This is a genomic window from Taklimakanibacter lacteus, from assembly GCA_003576695.1.
In the GTDB taxonomy this organism is placed as follows: domain Bacteria; phylum Pseudomonadota; class Alphaproteobacteria; order Rhizobiales; family Aestuariivirgaceae; genus Taklimakanibacter; species Taklimakanibacter lacteus.
Window position 1 is genome coordinate 89,147 of the sequence record QOZQ01000015.1, and the last position, 14,467, is coordinate 103,613.

Annotated in this window: 14 protein-coding genes; 7 read left to right on the top strand and 7 right to left on the bottom strand. The window is 62.5% G+C overall.

Annotated elements, in window-relative coordinates; translation table 11 throughout:
* Positions 1–43 precede the first annotated feature (43 nt).
* From DT068_RS25625 to DT068_RS25645, 6 genes are all read left to right on the top strand, one after another.
* A complete protein-coding gene (locus tag DT068_RS25625; RefSeq protein WP_119392748.1) occupies positions 44–1,090 on the top strand; it encodes a zinc-dependent alcohol dehydrogenase in 1,047 nt (348 codons plus the stop codon).
* 98 nt (positions 1,091–1,188) lie between these two features.
* Positions 1,189–4,173: a caspase family protein gene (locus tag DT068_RS25630; RefSeq protein ID WP_119392749.1), complete on the top strand. Its 2,985-nt coding sequence runs from the start codon at positions 1,189–1,191 to the stop codon at positions 4,171–4,173.
* Positions 4,174–4,239: 66 nt separating this feature from the next.
* Positions 4,240–5,574 (top strand): sensor histidine kinase, encoded by a 1,335-nt coding sequence (locus tag DT068_RS25635; protein ID WP_162914464.1) that lies wholly within the window; start codon positions 4,240–4,242, stop codon positions 5,572–5,574.
* 117 nt (positions 5,575–5,691) lie between these two features.
* The gene (locus DT068_RS28460) at positions 5,692–5,817 is read left to right on the top strand and encodes a hypothetical protein (RefSeq protein WP_368905190.1); all 126 of its coding nucleotides are present in this window, start codon (positions 5,692–5,694) and stop codon (positions 5,815–5,817) included.
* A 183-nt stretch (positions 5,818–6,000) separates the two neighbouring features.
* Positions 6,001–7,503 (top strand): GGDEF domain-containing protein, encoded by a 1,503-nt coding sequence (locus tag DT068_RS25640; RefSeq protein ID WP_119392751.1) that lies wholly within the window; start codon positions 6,001–6,003, stop codon positions 7,501–7,503.
* 158 nt (positions 7,504–7,661) lie between these two features.
* The gene (locus DT068_RS25645; protein ID WP_162914465.1) at positions 7,662–8,147 is read left to right on the top strand and encodes a MarR family winged helix-turn-helix transcriptional regulator; all 486 of its coding nucleotides are present in this window, start codon (positions 7,662–7,664) and stop codon (positions 8,145–8,147) included.
* 7 nt (positions 8,148–8,154) lie between these two features.
* Here DT068_RS25645 and DT068_RS25650 read toward each other — a convergent pair whose 3' ends face one another.
* Positions 8,155–8,823 (bottom strand): cysteine hydrolase family protein, encoded by a 669-nt coding sequence (locus DT068_RS25650; protein WP_119392753.1) that lies wholly within the window; start codon positions 8,821–8,823, stop codon positions 8,155–8,157.
* Between the two features lie 83 nt (positions 8,824–8,906).
* Between DT068_RS25650 and DT068_RS25655 the strand changes: the two genes are divergently transcribed.
* Positions 8,907–10,412 (top strand): tetratricopeptide repeat-containing sulfotransferase family protein, encoded by a 1,506-nt coding sequence (locus DT068_RS25655; RefSeq protein WP_119392754.1) that lies wholly within the window; start codon positions 8,907–8,909, stop codon positions 10,410–10,412.
* On the opposite strand, the gene ureG is transcribed toward DT068_RS25655, so the two are convergent.
* The 6 genes from ureG to DT068_RS25685 are packed head-to-tail and all read right to left on the bottom strand — an operon-like array spanning position 10,382 to position 14,449.
* Complete coding sequence (gene ureG / locus DT068_RS25660; RefSeq protein WP_119392755.1) at positions 10,382–11,035, bottom strand: urease accessory protein UreG; 654 nt, start codon at positions 11,033–11,035, stop codon at positions 10,382–10,384. The genes DT068_RS25655 and ureG overlap by 31 nt on opposite strands.
* Positions 11,032–11,697, bottom strand: a complete 666-nt coding sequence (locus DT068_RS25665) for an urease accessory protein UreF (protein ID WP_368905193.1) — start codon at positions 11,695–11,697, stop codon at positions 11,032–11,034. The genes ureG and DT068_RS25665 overlap by 4 nt, the downstream gene beginning before the upstream one ends.
* Positions 11,687–12,130: an urease accessory protein UreE gene (locus DT068_RS25670; RefSeq protein ID WP_119392757.1), complete on the bottom strand. Its 444-nt coding sequence runs from the start codon at positions 12,128–12,130 to the stop codon at positions 11,687–11,689. The genes DT068_RS25665 and DT068_RS25670 overlap by 11 nt, the downstream gene beginning before the upstream one ends.
* Positions 12,131–12,132: 2 nt before the next feature.
* Entirely contained in the window at positions 12,133–13,845 is a 1,713-nt protein-coding gene (ureC, locus tag DT068_RS25675) for an urease subunit alpha (protein ID WP_119392758.1), read from the bottom strand.
* Positions 13,845–14,150, bottom strand: a complete 306-nt coding sequence (locus tag DT068_RS25680) for an urease subunit beta (protein ID WP_119392759.1) — start codon at positions 14,148–14,150, stop codon at positions 13,845–13,847. Before DT068_RS25680 ends, ureC begins: the two co-directional genes overlap by 1 nt.
* Positions 14,147–14,449 carry an urease subunit gamma gene (locus DT068_RS25685; RefSeq protein WP_119392760.1) on the bottom strand — a complete coding sequence of 101 codons (303 nt, stop codon included), beginning with the start codon at positions 14,447–14,449 and terminating at the stop codon, positions 14,147–14,149. Before DT068_RS25685 ends, DT068_RS25680 begins: the two co-directional genes overlap by 4 nt.
* Positions 14,450–14,467: the final 18 nt, after the last annotated feature.

The following is a 14,467-nucleotide window of genomic DNA, read 5'->3' on the forward strand; positions in this document are numbered from 1 at the left end:
TATCTAGTTTGGCTCAAACAGACGAAGCAACGGGGAGCAACTCATGGCGAAGACAATGAAGGCGGCGGTCCTGCATCGGATCAAGGACAAGCTGGCCATCGAGGACGTGGCGCGCCCGGAACCTGGCCATGGCGATATCCTCATCAAGGTCGCCGCCTGCGGTGTGTGCCACAGCGATCTCCATGCCATCGAAGGCGACTGGTCGCCGCTCCCCAATCTGCCGCTGACCCCTGGCCATGAAGTGGCGGGACATGTTGTGGCCGTTGGCCCAGGCGTCGAGGGTTTCGAGACGGGCGATGCCGTGGGTGTGCCGTGGATGTACTCGTCCTGCGGACTTTGCGAATTCTGCCTCGCCGGGATGGAGACGATCTGCAAATCGGGCGAGGCCACCGGCTATTCGAAGCCCGGCGGCTATGCCGAATATATGGTGGCCCCTGCCGCCTTTGTCGGAAGGCTTCCCGCCGATGCCGATCTCTTCGAGCTTGCCCCGATCCTGTGCGCCGGCGTCACCACCTATCGCGGCCTCAAGCGCACCGGTGCGAGGCCCGGCCAGTGGGTGGCCATTCTCGGCATTGGCGGCCTTGGCCATATCGCCGTCCAATATGCGCGCGCCATGGGGTTGCGCGTGGCGGCGGTCGATGTCTCCGCCGACAAGCTCAAGCTCGCCAAATCGCTGGGCGCCGAGGTGCTGATCAATGGCGCGGAGGTGGATGCGGTCGCGGCCGTCCAAACGGAGATCGGCGGTGCCCATGCGGCTGTGGTGACGGCCGTCGCCAGCAAGGCCTTCGAGCAGGCAATCCTGATGCTCAGGCCCGCCGGCACCGTCGCCTATATCGGCCTGCCCGGCGGCAAATCGGACGAGATCCGGGCTTCCATTGCCGCCATCACCAATTGGGAATTGAGCATCAGGGGCTCCAATGTCGGCACGCGCGCGGATTTGCGCGAGGCTCTCGATTTCGCCGCCAATGGCCTCGTCCGGGCGACGATCCGCAAGGCGCCGCTGTCGCAGATCAACGCGATTTTCGACGAGATGCGCCAGGGCAAGATTGTCGGCCGCGTGGTCCTCGATCTCAGCCAAGGCGCGACCTGACCTTTCGTCAAAATCCGGCCATCTGAAAGCACAAAATCAGGCTTGCGGATGCCATATTGACGTGGTGTTTTCCGGTTGACCAAACCGGGAGGCATTACGTGCTGCGCATCGCTGCGACCGCATTCTTCATTTTTGTCGTTCCATTGCAGGCTTTCGCCGAAAAGCGCGTCGCGCTGGTCATGGGCGCGGACGACTACAAGACCATCCGCCCGCTCGGCAATGCCGTCAATGATGCGCTTGCCATCGAGAAAACTCTGGAAGCGCTCGGCTTCGAAGTCACGCTCGAATCGAACCGCGATTTGAAGCGCATGCGCCGGGCGCTCGAGGATTTCCGCGAGGATGCCGCGGGCGCCGATGTGGCGCTGGTCTTCTTTGCCGGCCATGGCGTCGAGATCGGCGGGCAGAACTTCCTGCTGCCCATCGATGCCAAGGCGGAAACCGCCGATCTCCTCAAATCCTCGGCCCTGCCGCTCGATGAGGTGCGCGCCACCATCGCCGAGATCGGCAAGGTCGGGCTCATCATGCTCGACGCCTGCCGCAACGACCCCTTCGGCGGTCTGGGCGGTGACGGATCGAGCCGCGGCGCCAGCGTGGTCGAAGAGCCCGGTGCGCCGCTCGACATCAGGCCTGGTCTCGGACGCATGGGCCGCGCCGAAAATGTGCTCTTCGCTTTCTCGGCGGCGCCCGGCGAGACGGCTTCCGACGGCAAGGGGCCCAATTCTCCCTTCACGACGGCGCTTGCCAAATATCTCGCGACCGATGGCATCGAGATCCGTTCCGCCCTCACGCTCGTCCAGCAGGAAGTCTACGACCAGTCGCGCGGCGGCCAGCTTCCCTATATCGAAAACGGCTTGCCCAAATTGTTCTTCGCCGCAACGACGGTCGACAAGCTGCCGGAGCGCGAGCGTCTGCTGCTCGCTATGGCGGATGTCACGCCGGATCTGCGCGAGGAGGTCGAGCGGCTGGCCAAGGAGAAGGACATGCCGCTGGCGCCGCTCTATGGCGCCTTGATCTCCTCCGATGCCAAGGATCTGACGCTCGAGCAGCGCACCAGGAAGCTCGCCGATGCGGCCGAGGCCTTCGTGACGACCCGCAACCAGATGCGCACGCTGGCCTCCACCGATCCCGCCGTCACGAAGCTCAGGCAGGAGGCGGAACAGCAGCTGGCGCTCGGCGCCTTCGATACCGCACGCGGCAAGCTCACGGAGGCGGCTTCCATCGATTCGAGCTCGCGCGACGCGCTCAAGGCGAATTTCCTCGAGCGCACATTGTCGGAGGCGGCCACGCATTCGATCAGCGGCGGCGCTTCGCGCGCCGACCTTAATTACGATCTCGCCATTGTGAGCTATGAGCAGGCCGCCGCGCTCTATAGCGAGATTGCGGGCGAGAAGCTGCCGGATGACCAACGTGAAGGACAGTTCCAGGCCTTGGCCGCATTGGGCGATCTCTATGTGACGGTCGGCGACCTGGCCAAGGCCCGCAAGGCTCTCGAAACCGGGCAGGCTGTCGCAACGGATATGATGGAAGCCGAGCCCGGCAATGGAGCCTGGAAGGATAGGCTCGCTTCCGGCACGCTCAAACTCGGCGACGTGCTGCGCGATCAGGGCGATTCGAAAGGCGCCCTTGCCGCTTATGAGAGTGGACTCGGCTTGCGCAAGGAGCTTGCCACGGCCGATGCCGATGATGGCGCCGCGCAGGGTCTCGAGGCTGCGGCCTATCTCAAGGTCGGCGCCTTGCACAAGCTGCAGGGCAATCCGGATCAAGCGCTCGCTTCCTATGAAGCGAGCCGCGGCATCGTCGAGAAGCTGGTCGGGCGCGATGCCGCCAATGACGACTGGCAGGTGACACTGGCCAGCAGCCATCGGCTGATCGGCGAAATCCAGCAGGACGGCAAGAAGCTCGCCGAGGCCCGCGCGTCCTATCAGGCCAGCCTCGACATCGCCAGGAAACTTGCCGAAGCCAGGCCCGATGACCCGTTGCGGCAGTTCGATCTCGCCAGCGCCTATGAGGCCATGGGATCGATCCAGTTCGACCAGGCAGGCGCCTTCCAGAAATATGACGAGGCGGGCGGCGAACCGGCCCTGGCCTCGCTCGAAGCCTCGGCTTCCATCATCAAGCGCCTCGTTGCGGCCGATCCCAGGAACACCGCCTGGCAGCGGGGTCTTGCCGGCGTGCTGGAGAAGATCGGCGAGACGACCTATTTCGGCGACAATGTCATCACCAAGGAGGACGCCGAAAAATCGCTCGCCGCCTATACAGCGGCCAATGATATCCGGTTGAAGCTGGTCGATTCCGACCCGGCGAACAAGGTCTGGGTCGCAGACCTGGTGACCTCCTTCGAGAAGATGGCCACCTGGTACGAATTCGTCCCCGACGACGTGACCGCCATCGGCTACAGCAAGAAGGCGCATGAGGCGGTGCTCAAGCTTGCCGCTCTCGATACGGAGAATGTCGCCTGGCAGCGCAATGCCACGCTCTATCACGCCAAGCTGGCGGGATCCTATGTTCAGCTGAAGGACTATGCGAATGCGCTGGCCTATGACCAGGCCGGTCTGGATTACGCGATCAAGGTGGCCGACGCTCATCCCGACAAGCAGGTCTATCAGAGCGATGTCATCATCTTCCATGGCCGGGTCGCGTTCGACAAGACCAAGGTCGATGACTGGAAGGGCTTCTTCGCTCAGAACGACCTGAAGCTCGAAGCGGCCAAGACTTTCAACAAGCGCTTCCCGGACAATCCCGCCAGCCTGCGCGACCTGTACCAGTCCTATATGGATGTTGGTGACACCTATACGAAGAATTTCCCGGACGATGCGCTCAAGCTTTTCGAGGCGGCGCGCAACGCCGCGCAGAAAGCGGCCGGGCTGGAGCCCAAGAATCCGGAGAACTTCTATAACGTCTACCAGACCCAGGTTAAGAGCGGCTATGTGCTGGAGGAACAAGGCAACAAGGCTGGCGCATTGAAGGTCTATGAGACAGCTCTTGCGGAGATTGAGAAAGCCGTTGCTCTTCAGCCGGACAAGATCGCCTTCACCGCGAGCAAGGATCATGTGCTGGCGCGCATCGCCGGCCTTCGCAACTAGCTGGGTCGGCGTGGGCTGGCGCTCTCCTCTTGCCATGATATGGTGCGCTGAGACAGGGAGAGACTGGTGTGGATTGATCGACGCTTGCCGTCATTGAGGCGGCATCCGGCCTACGGGTTGCTGGCGGCGGCCGTCTTTGTCGTGATCGCGGCATTTCTCAAGCTCGTCATGCCGGGCATGCTGCCCTTCCTCACCCTCTACCCGGCCGTGCTGCTCAGCGCCTTTTTTGGCGGCCGCCAGGCGGGCATTGCCGCGCTCATCGCCTGCACCGCTCTTGCCGTCTACTTTCTCACGACATCGGGGACTGGCGATGCGAACGGCATTTGGGCGGTTGCCGCCATCATCGGCTTCATCATCGTTTGCGGCTTGATCCTTTTCGTGATCGATCTTCTCGACAAGTCGATCCAGCGCCTGGAACGGGAGCGGCGGTCGCTCGAACTCGAGCGGCGACGCCTCGAACTCGCCTTCAAGGCGGCCGACATGGCGAGCTGGGAAATCAAGCCGGACGGGACGCTGACCTGGGACGAGAATTTCTACCGCCTGATCGGACTCGATCCCGCCAGGGACACGCCGGCGGCGGAGCGCTTCCTGACCATGGTGCATCCCGAGGATCGCGCCCGCATGAGCGAGGCGCGCAGCCGGATGAAGCAGGGTGAGCCACCACCGCCGCGCGACGAATATCGTTTCTATCGGCCGGATGGGAAGATGATCTGGCTCGAGAACCATCGCGTCTCGGTGGATCAGGAAGGCCGGCATTTCATCGGCATCACCCAGGACACGACCCGCCGTAAGCAGGCCGAGAAACGGATCACCATGCTGATGCGCGAGCTGGCGCACCGGGTGAAGAACCAGTATGCCGTCATCCTGGCGATGATCCGCGAGACCAACAAGCAGGCGCGCTCGCCGGAGGAATTCGAGGCGCTGATCCAGTCGCGCATCACCGCCCTGTCGCGCTCGCATGACCTGCTCATCAACAGCGACGGCGAGACCGCCGATCTGCACAGCCTCATCTCCACGCATCTCGACAGTTTCGGCGTGCGCGACCGACTCGAGATGAACGGACCGAACGTCCAGCTTTCTGCCGTCGCTGCGCAACATCTCGGCATGGCCTTCCACGAGCTCGCCACCAACGCTACGAAACATGGCGCGTTCTCCACGGTTGCCGGGCGAGTAAGCGTCACCTGGTCGCACGCCGGTCCGCCGGAAGCGCGCGTCCTGACTTTGCGCTGGGAGGAGACGGGCGGGCCCGAGGTCGACGGCAAGCCATCGACCGGCTTTGGAACAAAGGTGCTGGAACAGCTCACGCCCTCGGCATTGCGGGGCGAAGCCTCGGTCGAGCGCCGGTCATCCGGCCTCATATGGCAGCTCACCGCTCCGCAAAGCGGCTTCGACGGCAGCTAAACGGCTGAATACCGGCAGGTCTGCTCACTGGTGACATGTCCTGTCAGGGCATGTGCCTATGCTCACCCGGAACCAATTTCAGGCTCTCGGCATTGATGCAAGATCAGAGCAATCGCCATGCGAAATCTGTTGCAGAAACTCTCACGCTGGTTCCATTCCTTCGATGAGGACGAGGAGGACCAGGCCATCGAGATCAAGACGCCGGAGGACGGCGCGCGGATCGGCATGGTTGGATGGTATTGATCGCTTGCGAACGACGATCGCTCTTGCTCGCTCGTTACATTTAGATTCACTCTCGCTGGGTTAACCTTTAAAGCCGAGAGCGGCAATCATTGAAAAATGTCACCATCAAATTAACCGCCGTAAAAACACTCGAAGGTTTAATGCCTCCTTAATGCCACAAAAGAACGGCGCGGGTGGTGTCAAATGCTTCGCAACAAAGGTATTCCGCAGAGTTCTCAATCCGAGATCCTCCTTGTCTCCATCCTCTATTTCCTGTCGGCCTGGCTTTCGCTCAAATTCACCGGGGAAGGAGGCACCATCGCTTCCGTCTGGCTCGCCAATGGCGTGCTCCTCGCTTATCTGCTGACCACGCCGCGCTCACATTGGCGTATGTTGGTCGCCGGTTGCATGCTCGCCAATGTCCTGGCCAATCTGGGCGCCGGCAACGACATGGCAAAAGCACTCGCGCTCAGCGCCTGCAACATGGCGGAAGTGGCTATTCCCGCCCATGTGCTGGGTGGCCGCTTGCGTAACCGCAGCACTATCATCAATTGGGCCTTCGCCCAGAAGTTCCTCATCTATGCGGTCGTTCTCGGACCGGCCTTTGCCGGGGCGCTGGCCGGCGTGGCTCTCTCCACGCTCCAGACCGAGAACAGCGGCGAGATCTTCAAGACCTGGCTTATGGCCGATGCATTGGGAATCGCTCTGGTGACACCTCTGGCGGTCGCCCTGCGCCGCTCCGGCATCAGCGCCATGAAAGACAAGGAAGGCCTCGCCTATATGGTCTTGTGCCTGGGCCTGGTCGGCGTCGTCACCGCGGCAGTGTTCTCGCAGTCACGGTATCCGCTGCTCTTCGTCATCATGCCATTCCTGGTCTTCGCCGCCTTCCGCCTCGGCCTTGCCGGCCTTTCGGCGGCCTATGTTATTTGCGGCAGCATTGCACTGGCGATGACCAGTTCCGGCAGCGGACCGATGTTCCTCATCGCCGAGACGACCGCCGGCGATCGTCTGTTTCTCGTCCAGATGTTCATCCTCTTCATCGAGGTTTCGACGATCCCGGTGGCGCTGGCCCTTGAATCGCGCCTGCGGCTCGAATCTCAGCTCGCTACAGCCAATGCCAGGCTGGAACATCTTGCCGGCACAGATCCCTTGACCGGTCTGCCTAACCGGCGGGCCTTCGACCGTGCCTTCGAGCGCGAATGGGCGATCGCCGCTAGAGCGAAAGTACCTTTGGCAGTCGCTATCGTCGATGTCGATCACTTCAAGGCCTTCAACGATACCTACGGCCATGTCGCCGGCGACGATTGCCTGACGCGGCTCGGCGAAATCCTGTCCAACACGATCTTCCGCCCGGGCGATTTCATCGGACGCTATGGCGGTGAGGAATTCGTGATCGTTCTTCCCGGCACCGATATGGCCGGCGCCGAGAAAGTCTGCGAAAGAGTGAAGGAAATCGTCTCTGCGGCCAACCTGCCGCATGAGACGAGCCCACTCGATCACGTCACCGTCAGTGTGGGGTTCGCCAGCATGACCCCCGATACCTTGCTCAGCAAGAACCAGCTGCTGGAGGCCGCTGACGTCGCGCTCTACAGCGCGAAATCGAACGGACGCAACCGGGTGGCGCGGGCGGCCATCGGACAGGCTCCGATCATCAAGAGCCTGACGACCTCGCCGATCCTGGTGCCCGTACTCCAGACGACGCATTAACGCCGGAACATCAGCAGCCTTCGTTACCGGTTGTTTTTGCTGGCAAATGAAATTGCCGGACCTTCGCCGTGGTTAACGGGAATTCTTGGATTTTCGGCCCCCTCCTTCAGATGCATTAGCACCTCGCATGGTAAATGCCACGGAAGGAGAGCGGTCCCATGCAGAGAGCTGTGTTCGCCAAGACGTCGTATTCCGATGAAGAGCTCGCCCTCAAAGGCTGGCACTTCACGCAGATGCTGCAGTCCATCGAGTTGCTGCACCGCCGGTTCCTCGATGTGCTCACGACGGAACTGGGCCGGCGCGAGAAGGGGCTGAGCGCCGTTCAGGCGTTGATCCTCAGCCATGCCAGCGAGCGTCCCCTGTCCCTCGGCCAGCTCTCTGCGCTCGGACACTATGAGGGCACCAACCTCACCTATAATGTCGCCAAGCTGGCCGAGAACGGCTTCCTCACCCTCTCGCGGCCGGAATGGGACAAGCGGTCGAGCGTCATCGAGCTGACGGTGGAAGGGCAGGAAATTGCGAGCCTTGTCGCCAGGACCATTGGCGAGCACGCCGCATCGCTCCCCGATATCGGCATCACCGAAGAGGTGCTGACGCTCGTCACGACGACGTTCAAGAGCCTGCACCACCGCTGGTCGACCTGACAGGCGGCTAACCGCGCAGAGCCTCCAGGCCCGCGATGACGTCTTTCGCCGCGGCAACGACCCCAAAAATCCCATCCTCCACCGTCACCATATGAATAGCCGCGTCATGCGCATATTGATCACCGCTGGCGCAGCCATCCTCGATCAGCAGATTCTGGAAATTACGGTCCTGCGCCTCGCGCAAGGTTGTATGAACACAGACATCGGTGGTGCAGCCGGTAAAAAGCAGATGGGTGATGCCGCGGGCGCGCAGCACATGCTCGAGATCGGTATGGGTGAAAGCGCCATTGGCGGTTTTGTCGATGATGACATCTTGCGGGCGGACATCGATCTCGGGAACGATCTCGAAGCCGGGCGATGAGCGCAGCAGGACATCGGTTCCATCGAGACCGGCGCGGCGCCGGCGCCAATGCTCATACGCCGTCATGTCGGCACGGTCGGCCCGATAGCCCTGGCGCGTATGCACGATGGTGCAGCCGGCCTCACGCGCCGCGGCGATGACGGCATTCACGGTCGGAATGATCGCCCGCAAAGGTGCGGGATCATAGCCCTTGCGGGCGAAGTAGCCGTCGGGCGACAGGAAGTCGACCTGAAGGTCGATCACCATAAGGGCCATGACGGCGGGATCGAGGTTCCCGTCATAAGGATAGTCGAAGGGGCGAGCTGAGATGGACATGAAGCATCCGGGCTGTAGTGATTACGCAAATGTAAACATTTTTGTCACATTAATAAGAAATTACCAGCGAACGTAGCCGGACCATGCCCAGCCTGAAATCAGATCCTTTGCTCGACGCGGCCGACAAGCTCAGATCCGCCGAGAATCTCCGCCAGGCCCGCAATTTTGCGGAAGCCCGGCGCCTGTGCGAGGAAATTCTCCGCACCTCCCCCGACTATGTGGCGGCACTGAATACTCTGGGACTGATATTGATCGATCAGAGCGAGAGCGGGAATGCCCTGGCGCCTTTGGCCAAGGCGGCCGTACTGTGCCCGATCGACTGGAAGCTCTTCGTCACGCTCGGTATTGCCAATCTCAATCTGCGCAACTCGAACAGTGCCCTCCTGGCGCTCGACCAGGCGCTAAGGCTGCACCCCGACAATCCCGACATTCTCTACCTCATGGGCGAGGCCTACCGGCAAGATCGTGACCATGCAGCGGCGGCCACGGCCTTCCAGCGCTGCCTGGCCCTCAATCCGGCGGCAGGCGAGGCAAGACGGCTGCTCGCGGACAGCCTCTGCCAGATCGGCCAGTACGGCGATGCGGTCACTCAATTCAGGCAGATGGTACGGGACGGCAAGGCCGGCCTGACGACGCTGGCACTCCTGTGCAACGTGCCCTTCAAGATGGTCGATTTCGACGCCGTGGCGGCCCTCGAAGCGGCCGAGAAGCGCAAGACCACGCTTGCGCCGGAGCGAGCCGCGGCTCTTTCCGCCTTCATCCGCGGCTGGATCTTCGACGGTCAAGGCAATCACGCGACCGCCTGGAAATCCCTGGTTACCGCAAACGAGATCAAATGGCGCACGAGTGCCGCCGACTATGCCAAGGACGCCGTCCTCCGGCGCGAGCAACTTGCCGCAGCCAGGGCGCTTCCCGGCGGGCTCGGCGGCGCCATCGGCGACAAGGGTCTCGCCACATCGCTTTTCATATTGGGGCCGTCGCGCTCCGGTAAAACAACTCTCGAACGCCTGCTTGGCCATTTGCCGCAAACCGAGCGCGGCCATGACATTTCAATCGTCGAGCAGGCGGTGCGCGAGGCGACCCAGCTCGGCGGAGCGGTCACCCGCAACAGCTTGAACGCCCTGCCAACTCATCTCGATAAGATATTCACGGCACAGTATGTCGCGGCTCTCGGGCGCAGAGCGAAAAACGCGCGGCTATTCACCAATACTCATCCCGACAGGCTCAGGGATGTTGCGCGCCTGTCGGCGACAGTTCCGAACTGCCGCTTTGTCTTCTTGCGGAGAAGGGTGAAGGATCTCACCCTGCGCATCTTCCAGAAGCCGGAAGGCAGTCCCTATGCCTACGATCTCGAAAGCATTCGCGAATATCTGACCTGGTACAATGACTACATCTCCCTTCTGCATGCCCGCTTTTCTTCGACCACGCTCGTGCTCGATTATGAGGCGGTGATCGAGGATCCCCGCGGCGCGCTTGCCTCGGTGGCGAGCCTGTGCGGTCTCACTGCCCCGACTCCCGGTGTGCCGGCGCTGGGCGATGATCGCAATTGCAGTTGGTCCTATCTGGACATGATGCGCGCCACATCCTGATCCGAGCGCGTCGCGAGCCCTCCCATCGTCTGGATGAGGCCGACGATCTCGGCAACACCCTTGTTGCGCAGGAGGTCCGTAAAAATATAGGGACGTTTGCCCCGCGCGCGTTTCGTGTCGGATGCCATGATGTCGAGATCGGCGCCGACATGGGGCGCCAGATCCATCTTGTTCACGACCAGCACATCCGATTTGGTGATGGCAGGCCCGCCTTTGCGCGGGATCTTCTCGCCCTGGCAGACGCTGATCACATAGAGAGTGAGGTCGGCGAGCTCGGGGGAAAAAGTTGCGGCCAGGTTGTCGCCGCCGGACTCGATGAAGATCACATCGAGATCGGGATGGCGGCGATTGAGCTCGGCAATGGCGCCGAGATTGATCGAGGCATCCTCGCGGATTGCCGTATGCGGGCAACCACCGGTTTCCACCCCCATGATGCGGTCCTCGGGCAGCGCCTGCAGCCGGTTGAGGATGAGCGCATCTTCCTTGGTGTAGATGTCATTGGTGACGACGGCGACCGACCAGCGCTCGCGCATCGCCTTGCAGAGCTTTTCGGTCAGCGTCGTCTTGCCCGATCCGACCGGACCACCGATCCCGACACGCAAGGGCCCATGGTTACGGCTCATGAGCGGAACAGCCTCACACCCATGGTCTCGTGGCGCATTGCGACCATATCGGCCATGAAGGTGGCGCTGCCCAGATCGGCGAGCGACGAGCCTGCCGCTGCGCCGGCAGTCGCGATGATGCGGGATTCCAAAGACGCTATGACGGTGGTTCCTTCCGATTGACCAAGCGGGACGAGCCGGATCGCTGTGGCGACGAGATTGGCGGCCGCGGCATGAAGATAGGCAACACAGACATCTGAAAGCCCGACCTTCATCGTGCCGGCGACAGCGCCGACCGCCACCGGATAAGGCATGGCAAAATCCCATTCCGGCGGGGCGATCCAGGCCCGCGCGGCGGCCAGGAAGGCGCGCCCCTGATCCATGGTCTCGAGATGGCGTTCGCGGCTCAGCGCCATCGCCTCCGCCCGCTCCGCCGCATGACTGAGGCGCGGGAGATCGCCTGCCACTGCCGCATGCCAGGCCTCGGCGAGCAGGATCGCATCGTTCCTGAAGCTGCCTTGCGCAACGAGGTCGCCGATCCATTCGGCAAGGCTTGTCCGCGACGTCACGGCCCCATCATGCACCGCATATTCAAGGCCATGCGAATAGCTGAAGGCGCCGACCGGAAAGGAGGGCGAGAGCCAGGTGAGAAGCCGCAATGAAGCGAGGTGATCAGTGGGCATGGCCGTGATGCGCATAGGCGCCGCCTTCCGGGTTGAAGGGCTCCCGCACTTGCCGCAGGCCGGCACCCTGATGCTCCAGCATATGGGCGATCACGCGGTCATAGCGGATCAGGATTCGGTCCGGCTCGATCTGGGCCGCCAGATGACGATTGCCCAGATGCCAGGCCAGTGTCATCAGATGCAAGGGGTCGCGGCCTTTGATCTCGAGCAGATCTTCGGGCTTCGCCTTGATCTCGATGAAGCGGCCATCCTCGAGGACAAGCGCATCGCCCTCCTTCAGATAGGTGGCACTAGCGAGATCGAGCAGGAAGGCCAACCCGCCTTCGCCCGTCATCGCGATGCGGCGGCGGCAGCGCTCGTCGTAGTCGAGCGTCACCCGGTCGGCGGGCAAACCCAGCCACAGACCGCGCCGCTGGACCGATTGCGCCCGCATGGTCAGAACAGGAAATAGCGCTGCGCCATGGGCAGCGTCTTGGCCGGCTCGCAGGTCAGAAGCTCGCCATCGGCGCGCACTTCATAGGTTTCGGGATCGACCTCGATATGGGGAAGGGCCCGGTTGTGGATCATCGACGCCTTGCCGAGCCCACCCCTCGTGTTCTCGACGGCAATGAGCTCTTTGGCGAGGCCGAAGCGCTCCCTGATGCCCCCTGCCAGCGCCGCCTTCGACACAAAGGTCGCGGCCGTGCGCGAGGGCGCCGTGCCGAGACTGCCGAACATCTTGCGGTAGTGGACAGGCTGCGGCGTCGGTATCGAGGCATTGGGATCACCCATGGGCGCGGCAGCGATCATGCCGCCCAGGAGCACCATGTCGGGCTTGACGCCGAAAAAAGCCGGCGACCACAGAACGAGATCGGCCCGCTTGCCGGGCTCGATCGAGCCGACATGGCCGGCAACGCCATGGGCGATGGCGGGATTGATCGTGTATTTGGCGATGTAGCGCTTGACGCGGGCATTGTCGTTGTCGCCCTGCTCCTCGGCGAGCCGGCCGCGCTGGACTTTCATCTTATGCGCGGTCTGCCAGGTGCGGATGAGCACCTCGCCGACCCGGCCCATCGCCTGGCTGTCGGAGGAGATGATCGAGAAGGCGCCGAGGTCGTGCAGGATGTCTTCCGCCGCGATCGTCTCCTTGCGGATGCGGCTTTCGGCAAAGGCGATGTCCTCGGCGATGCGCGGATCGAGATGATGGCAGACCATCAGCATGTCGAGATGCTCGGCCACGGTATTGACCGTATAGGGCCGTGTCGGATTCGTCGACGAGGGGATCACATTGGCGAGGCCGCACAGCCTGATGATATCGGGCGCATGCCCGCCGCCCGCCCCTTCGGTGTGGAAAGCATGGATCGTGCGCCCCTTGAAGGCGGCGATCGTGTCCTCGACAAAGCCCGATTCATTGAGCGTGTCGGTATGGATCATCACCTGAATGTCATGATCGTCGGCGACCGAGAGACAGCAGTCGATCGCCGCCGGCGTGGTGCCCCAGTCCTCATGCAGCTTGAGCGCGCAGGCGCCCGCCTCCACCATCTCGACGATGGCGTCGGGCAGCGATGCATTCCCCTTGGCCGAGAAGCCGATATTCATCGGCAATCCGTCGATCGCCTGCAGCATCCGCTCCATGTGCCAGGGACCCGGCGTGCAGGTGGTGGCGAGTGTCCCGTGCGCGGGACCGGTGCCACCGCCCAGCATGGTGGTGATGCCCGACATCAGCGCTTCATCGATCTGCTGCGGGCAGATGAAATGGATATGGGCATCCATGCCGCCCGCGGTGAGGATGCGGCCTTCACCCGCGATCGCCTCGGTGCCCGGTCCTATGATGATGTCGATCCCGGGCTGGGTGTCTGGATTGCCGGCCTTGCCGATAGCTGCGATGCGCCCGTCCTTCAGCCCGACATCGGCCTTGACGATGCCCCAATGATCGATGATCAGCGCATTGGTGATCACGGTATCCACCGCGCCCGCGGCACGCGTCACCTGGCTCTGGCCCATGCCGTCGCGGATAACCTTGCCGCCGCCGAACTTCACTTCCTCGCCATAAATAGTGAAGTCGCGCTCCACCTCGATGATGAGATCGGTGTCGGCCAGGCGGACACGGTCTCCGACGGTAGGCCCGAACATCTGCGCATAGGACGCCCGCGAGATACGTGCCGGCATCAGAGATCGCCCATGATCGTCTGGCGAAAGCCGTAGATGCGGCGCGCACCCGCTATCGGAATGAGCGCCACGTCGCGTTCCTGGCCCGGCTCGAAGCGCACGGCGGTGCCGGCCGGAATATCAAGCCGGCAGCCCAGTGCCTTGTCGCGATCGAAGATCAGCGCCGGATTGGTCTCATGGAAATGGTAGTGCGATCCGACCTGCACGGGGCGATCGCCGCTATTGGCCACTTTCAGGATAATCGCATCGGTACCCCTGTTGAGCTCGATGTCGCCCGGTGCCGTGATGACCTCGCCCGGGATCATCGGATCGGCTCATGCACGGTCACCAGCTTGGTGCCGTCGGGAAAAGTGGCCTCGACCTGAACGTCATGGATCATCTCGGCGACACCTTCCATCACCTGGTTGCGGGCAATCACATGGGCGCCTGCTTCCATCAGGTCGGCGACGCTCAGCCCATCGCGGGCCCCTTCGACCACGAAATCGGTGATCAGGGCGATGGCTTCGGGATGATTGAGCTTCACGCCCCGCTCGAGACGACGGCGCGCCACCGTCGCAGCCATGGCGACCAAAAGCTTGTCCTTCTCACGGAGCGTGAGATTCATGTCCCGCCTCTTTTCTGA

Coding starts and splice junctions, on each gene's coding strand:
- DT068_RS25625 (WP_119392748.1), top strand. CDS start 44: ATGGCGAAGACAATGAAGGCGGCGGTCCTGCATCGGATCAAGGACAAG.
- DT068_RS28460 (WP_368905190.1), top strand. CDS start 5,692: ATGCGAAATCTGTTGCAGAAACTCTCACGCTGGTTCCATTCCTTCGAT.
- DT068_RS25640 (WP_119392751.1), top strand. CDS start 6,001: ATGCTTCGCAACAAAGGTATTCCGCAGAGTTCTCAATCCGAGATCCTC.
- DT068_RS25645 (WP_162914465.1), top strand. CDS start 7,662: ATGCAGAGAGCTGTGTTCGCCAAGACGTCGTATTCCGATGAAGAGCTC.
- DT068_RS25650 (WP_119392753.1), bottom strand. CDS start 8,823: ATGTCCATCTCAGCTCGCCCCTTCGACTATCCTTATGACGGGAACCTC.
- DT068_RS25655 (WP_119392754.1), top strand. CDS start 8,907: ATGCCCAGCCTGAAATCAGATCCTTTGCTCGACGCGGCCGACAAGCTC.
- ureG (WP_119392755.1), bottom strand. CDS start 11,035: ATGAGCCGTAACCATGGGCCCTTGCGTGTCGGGATCGGTGGTCCGGTC.
- DT068_RS25665 (WP_368905193.1), bottom strand. CDS start 11,697: ATGCCCACTGATCACCTCGCTTCATTGCGGCTTCTCACCTGGCTCTCG.
- DT068_RS25670 (WP_119392757.1), bottom strand. CDS start 12,130: ATGCGGGCGCAATCGGTCCAGCGGCGCGGTCTGTGGCTGGGTTTGCCC.
- ureC (WP_119392758.1), bottom strand. CDS start 13,845: ATGCCGGCACGTATCTCGCGGGCGTCCTATGCGCAGATGTTCGGGCCT.
- DT068_RS25680 (WP_119392759.1), bottom strand. CDS start 14,150: ATGATCCCGGGCGAGGTCATCACGGCACCGGGCGACATCGAGCTCAAC.
- DT068_RS25685 (WP_119392760.1), bottom strand. CDS start 14,449: ATGAATCTCACGCTCCGTGAGAAGGACAAGCTTTTGGTCGCCATGGCT.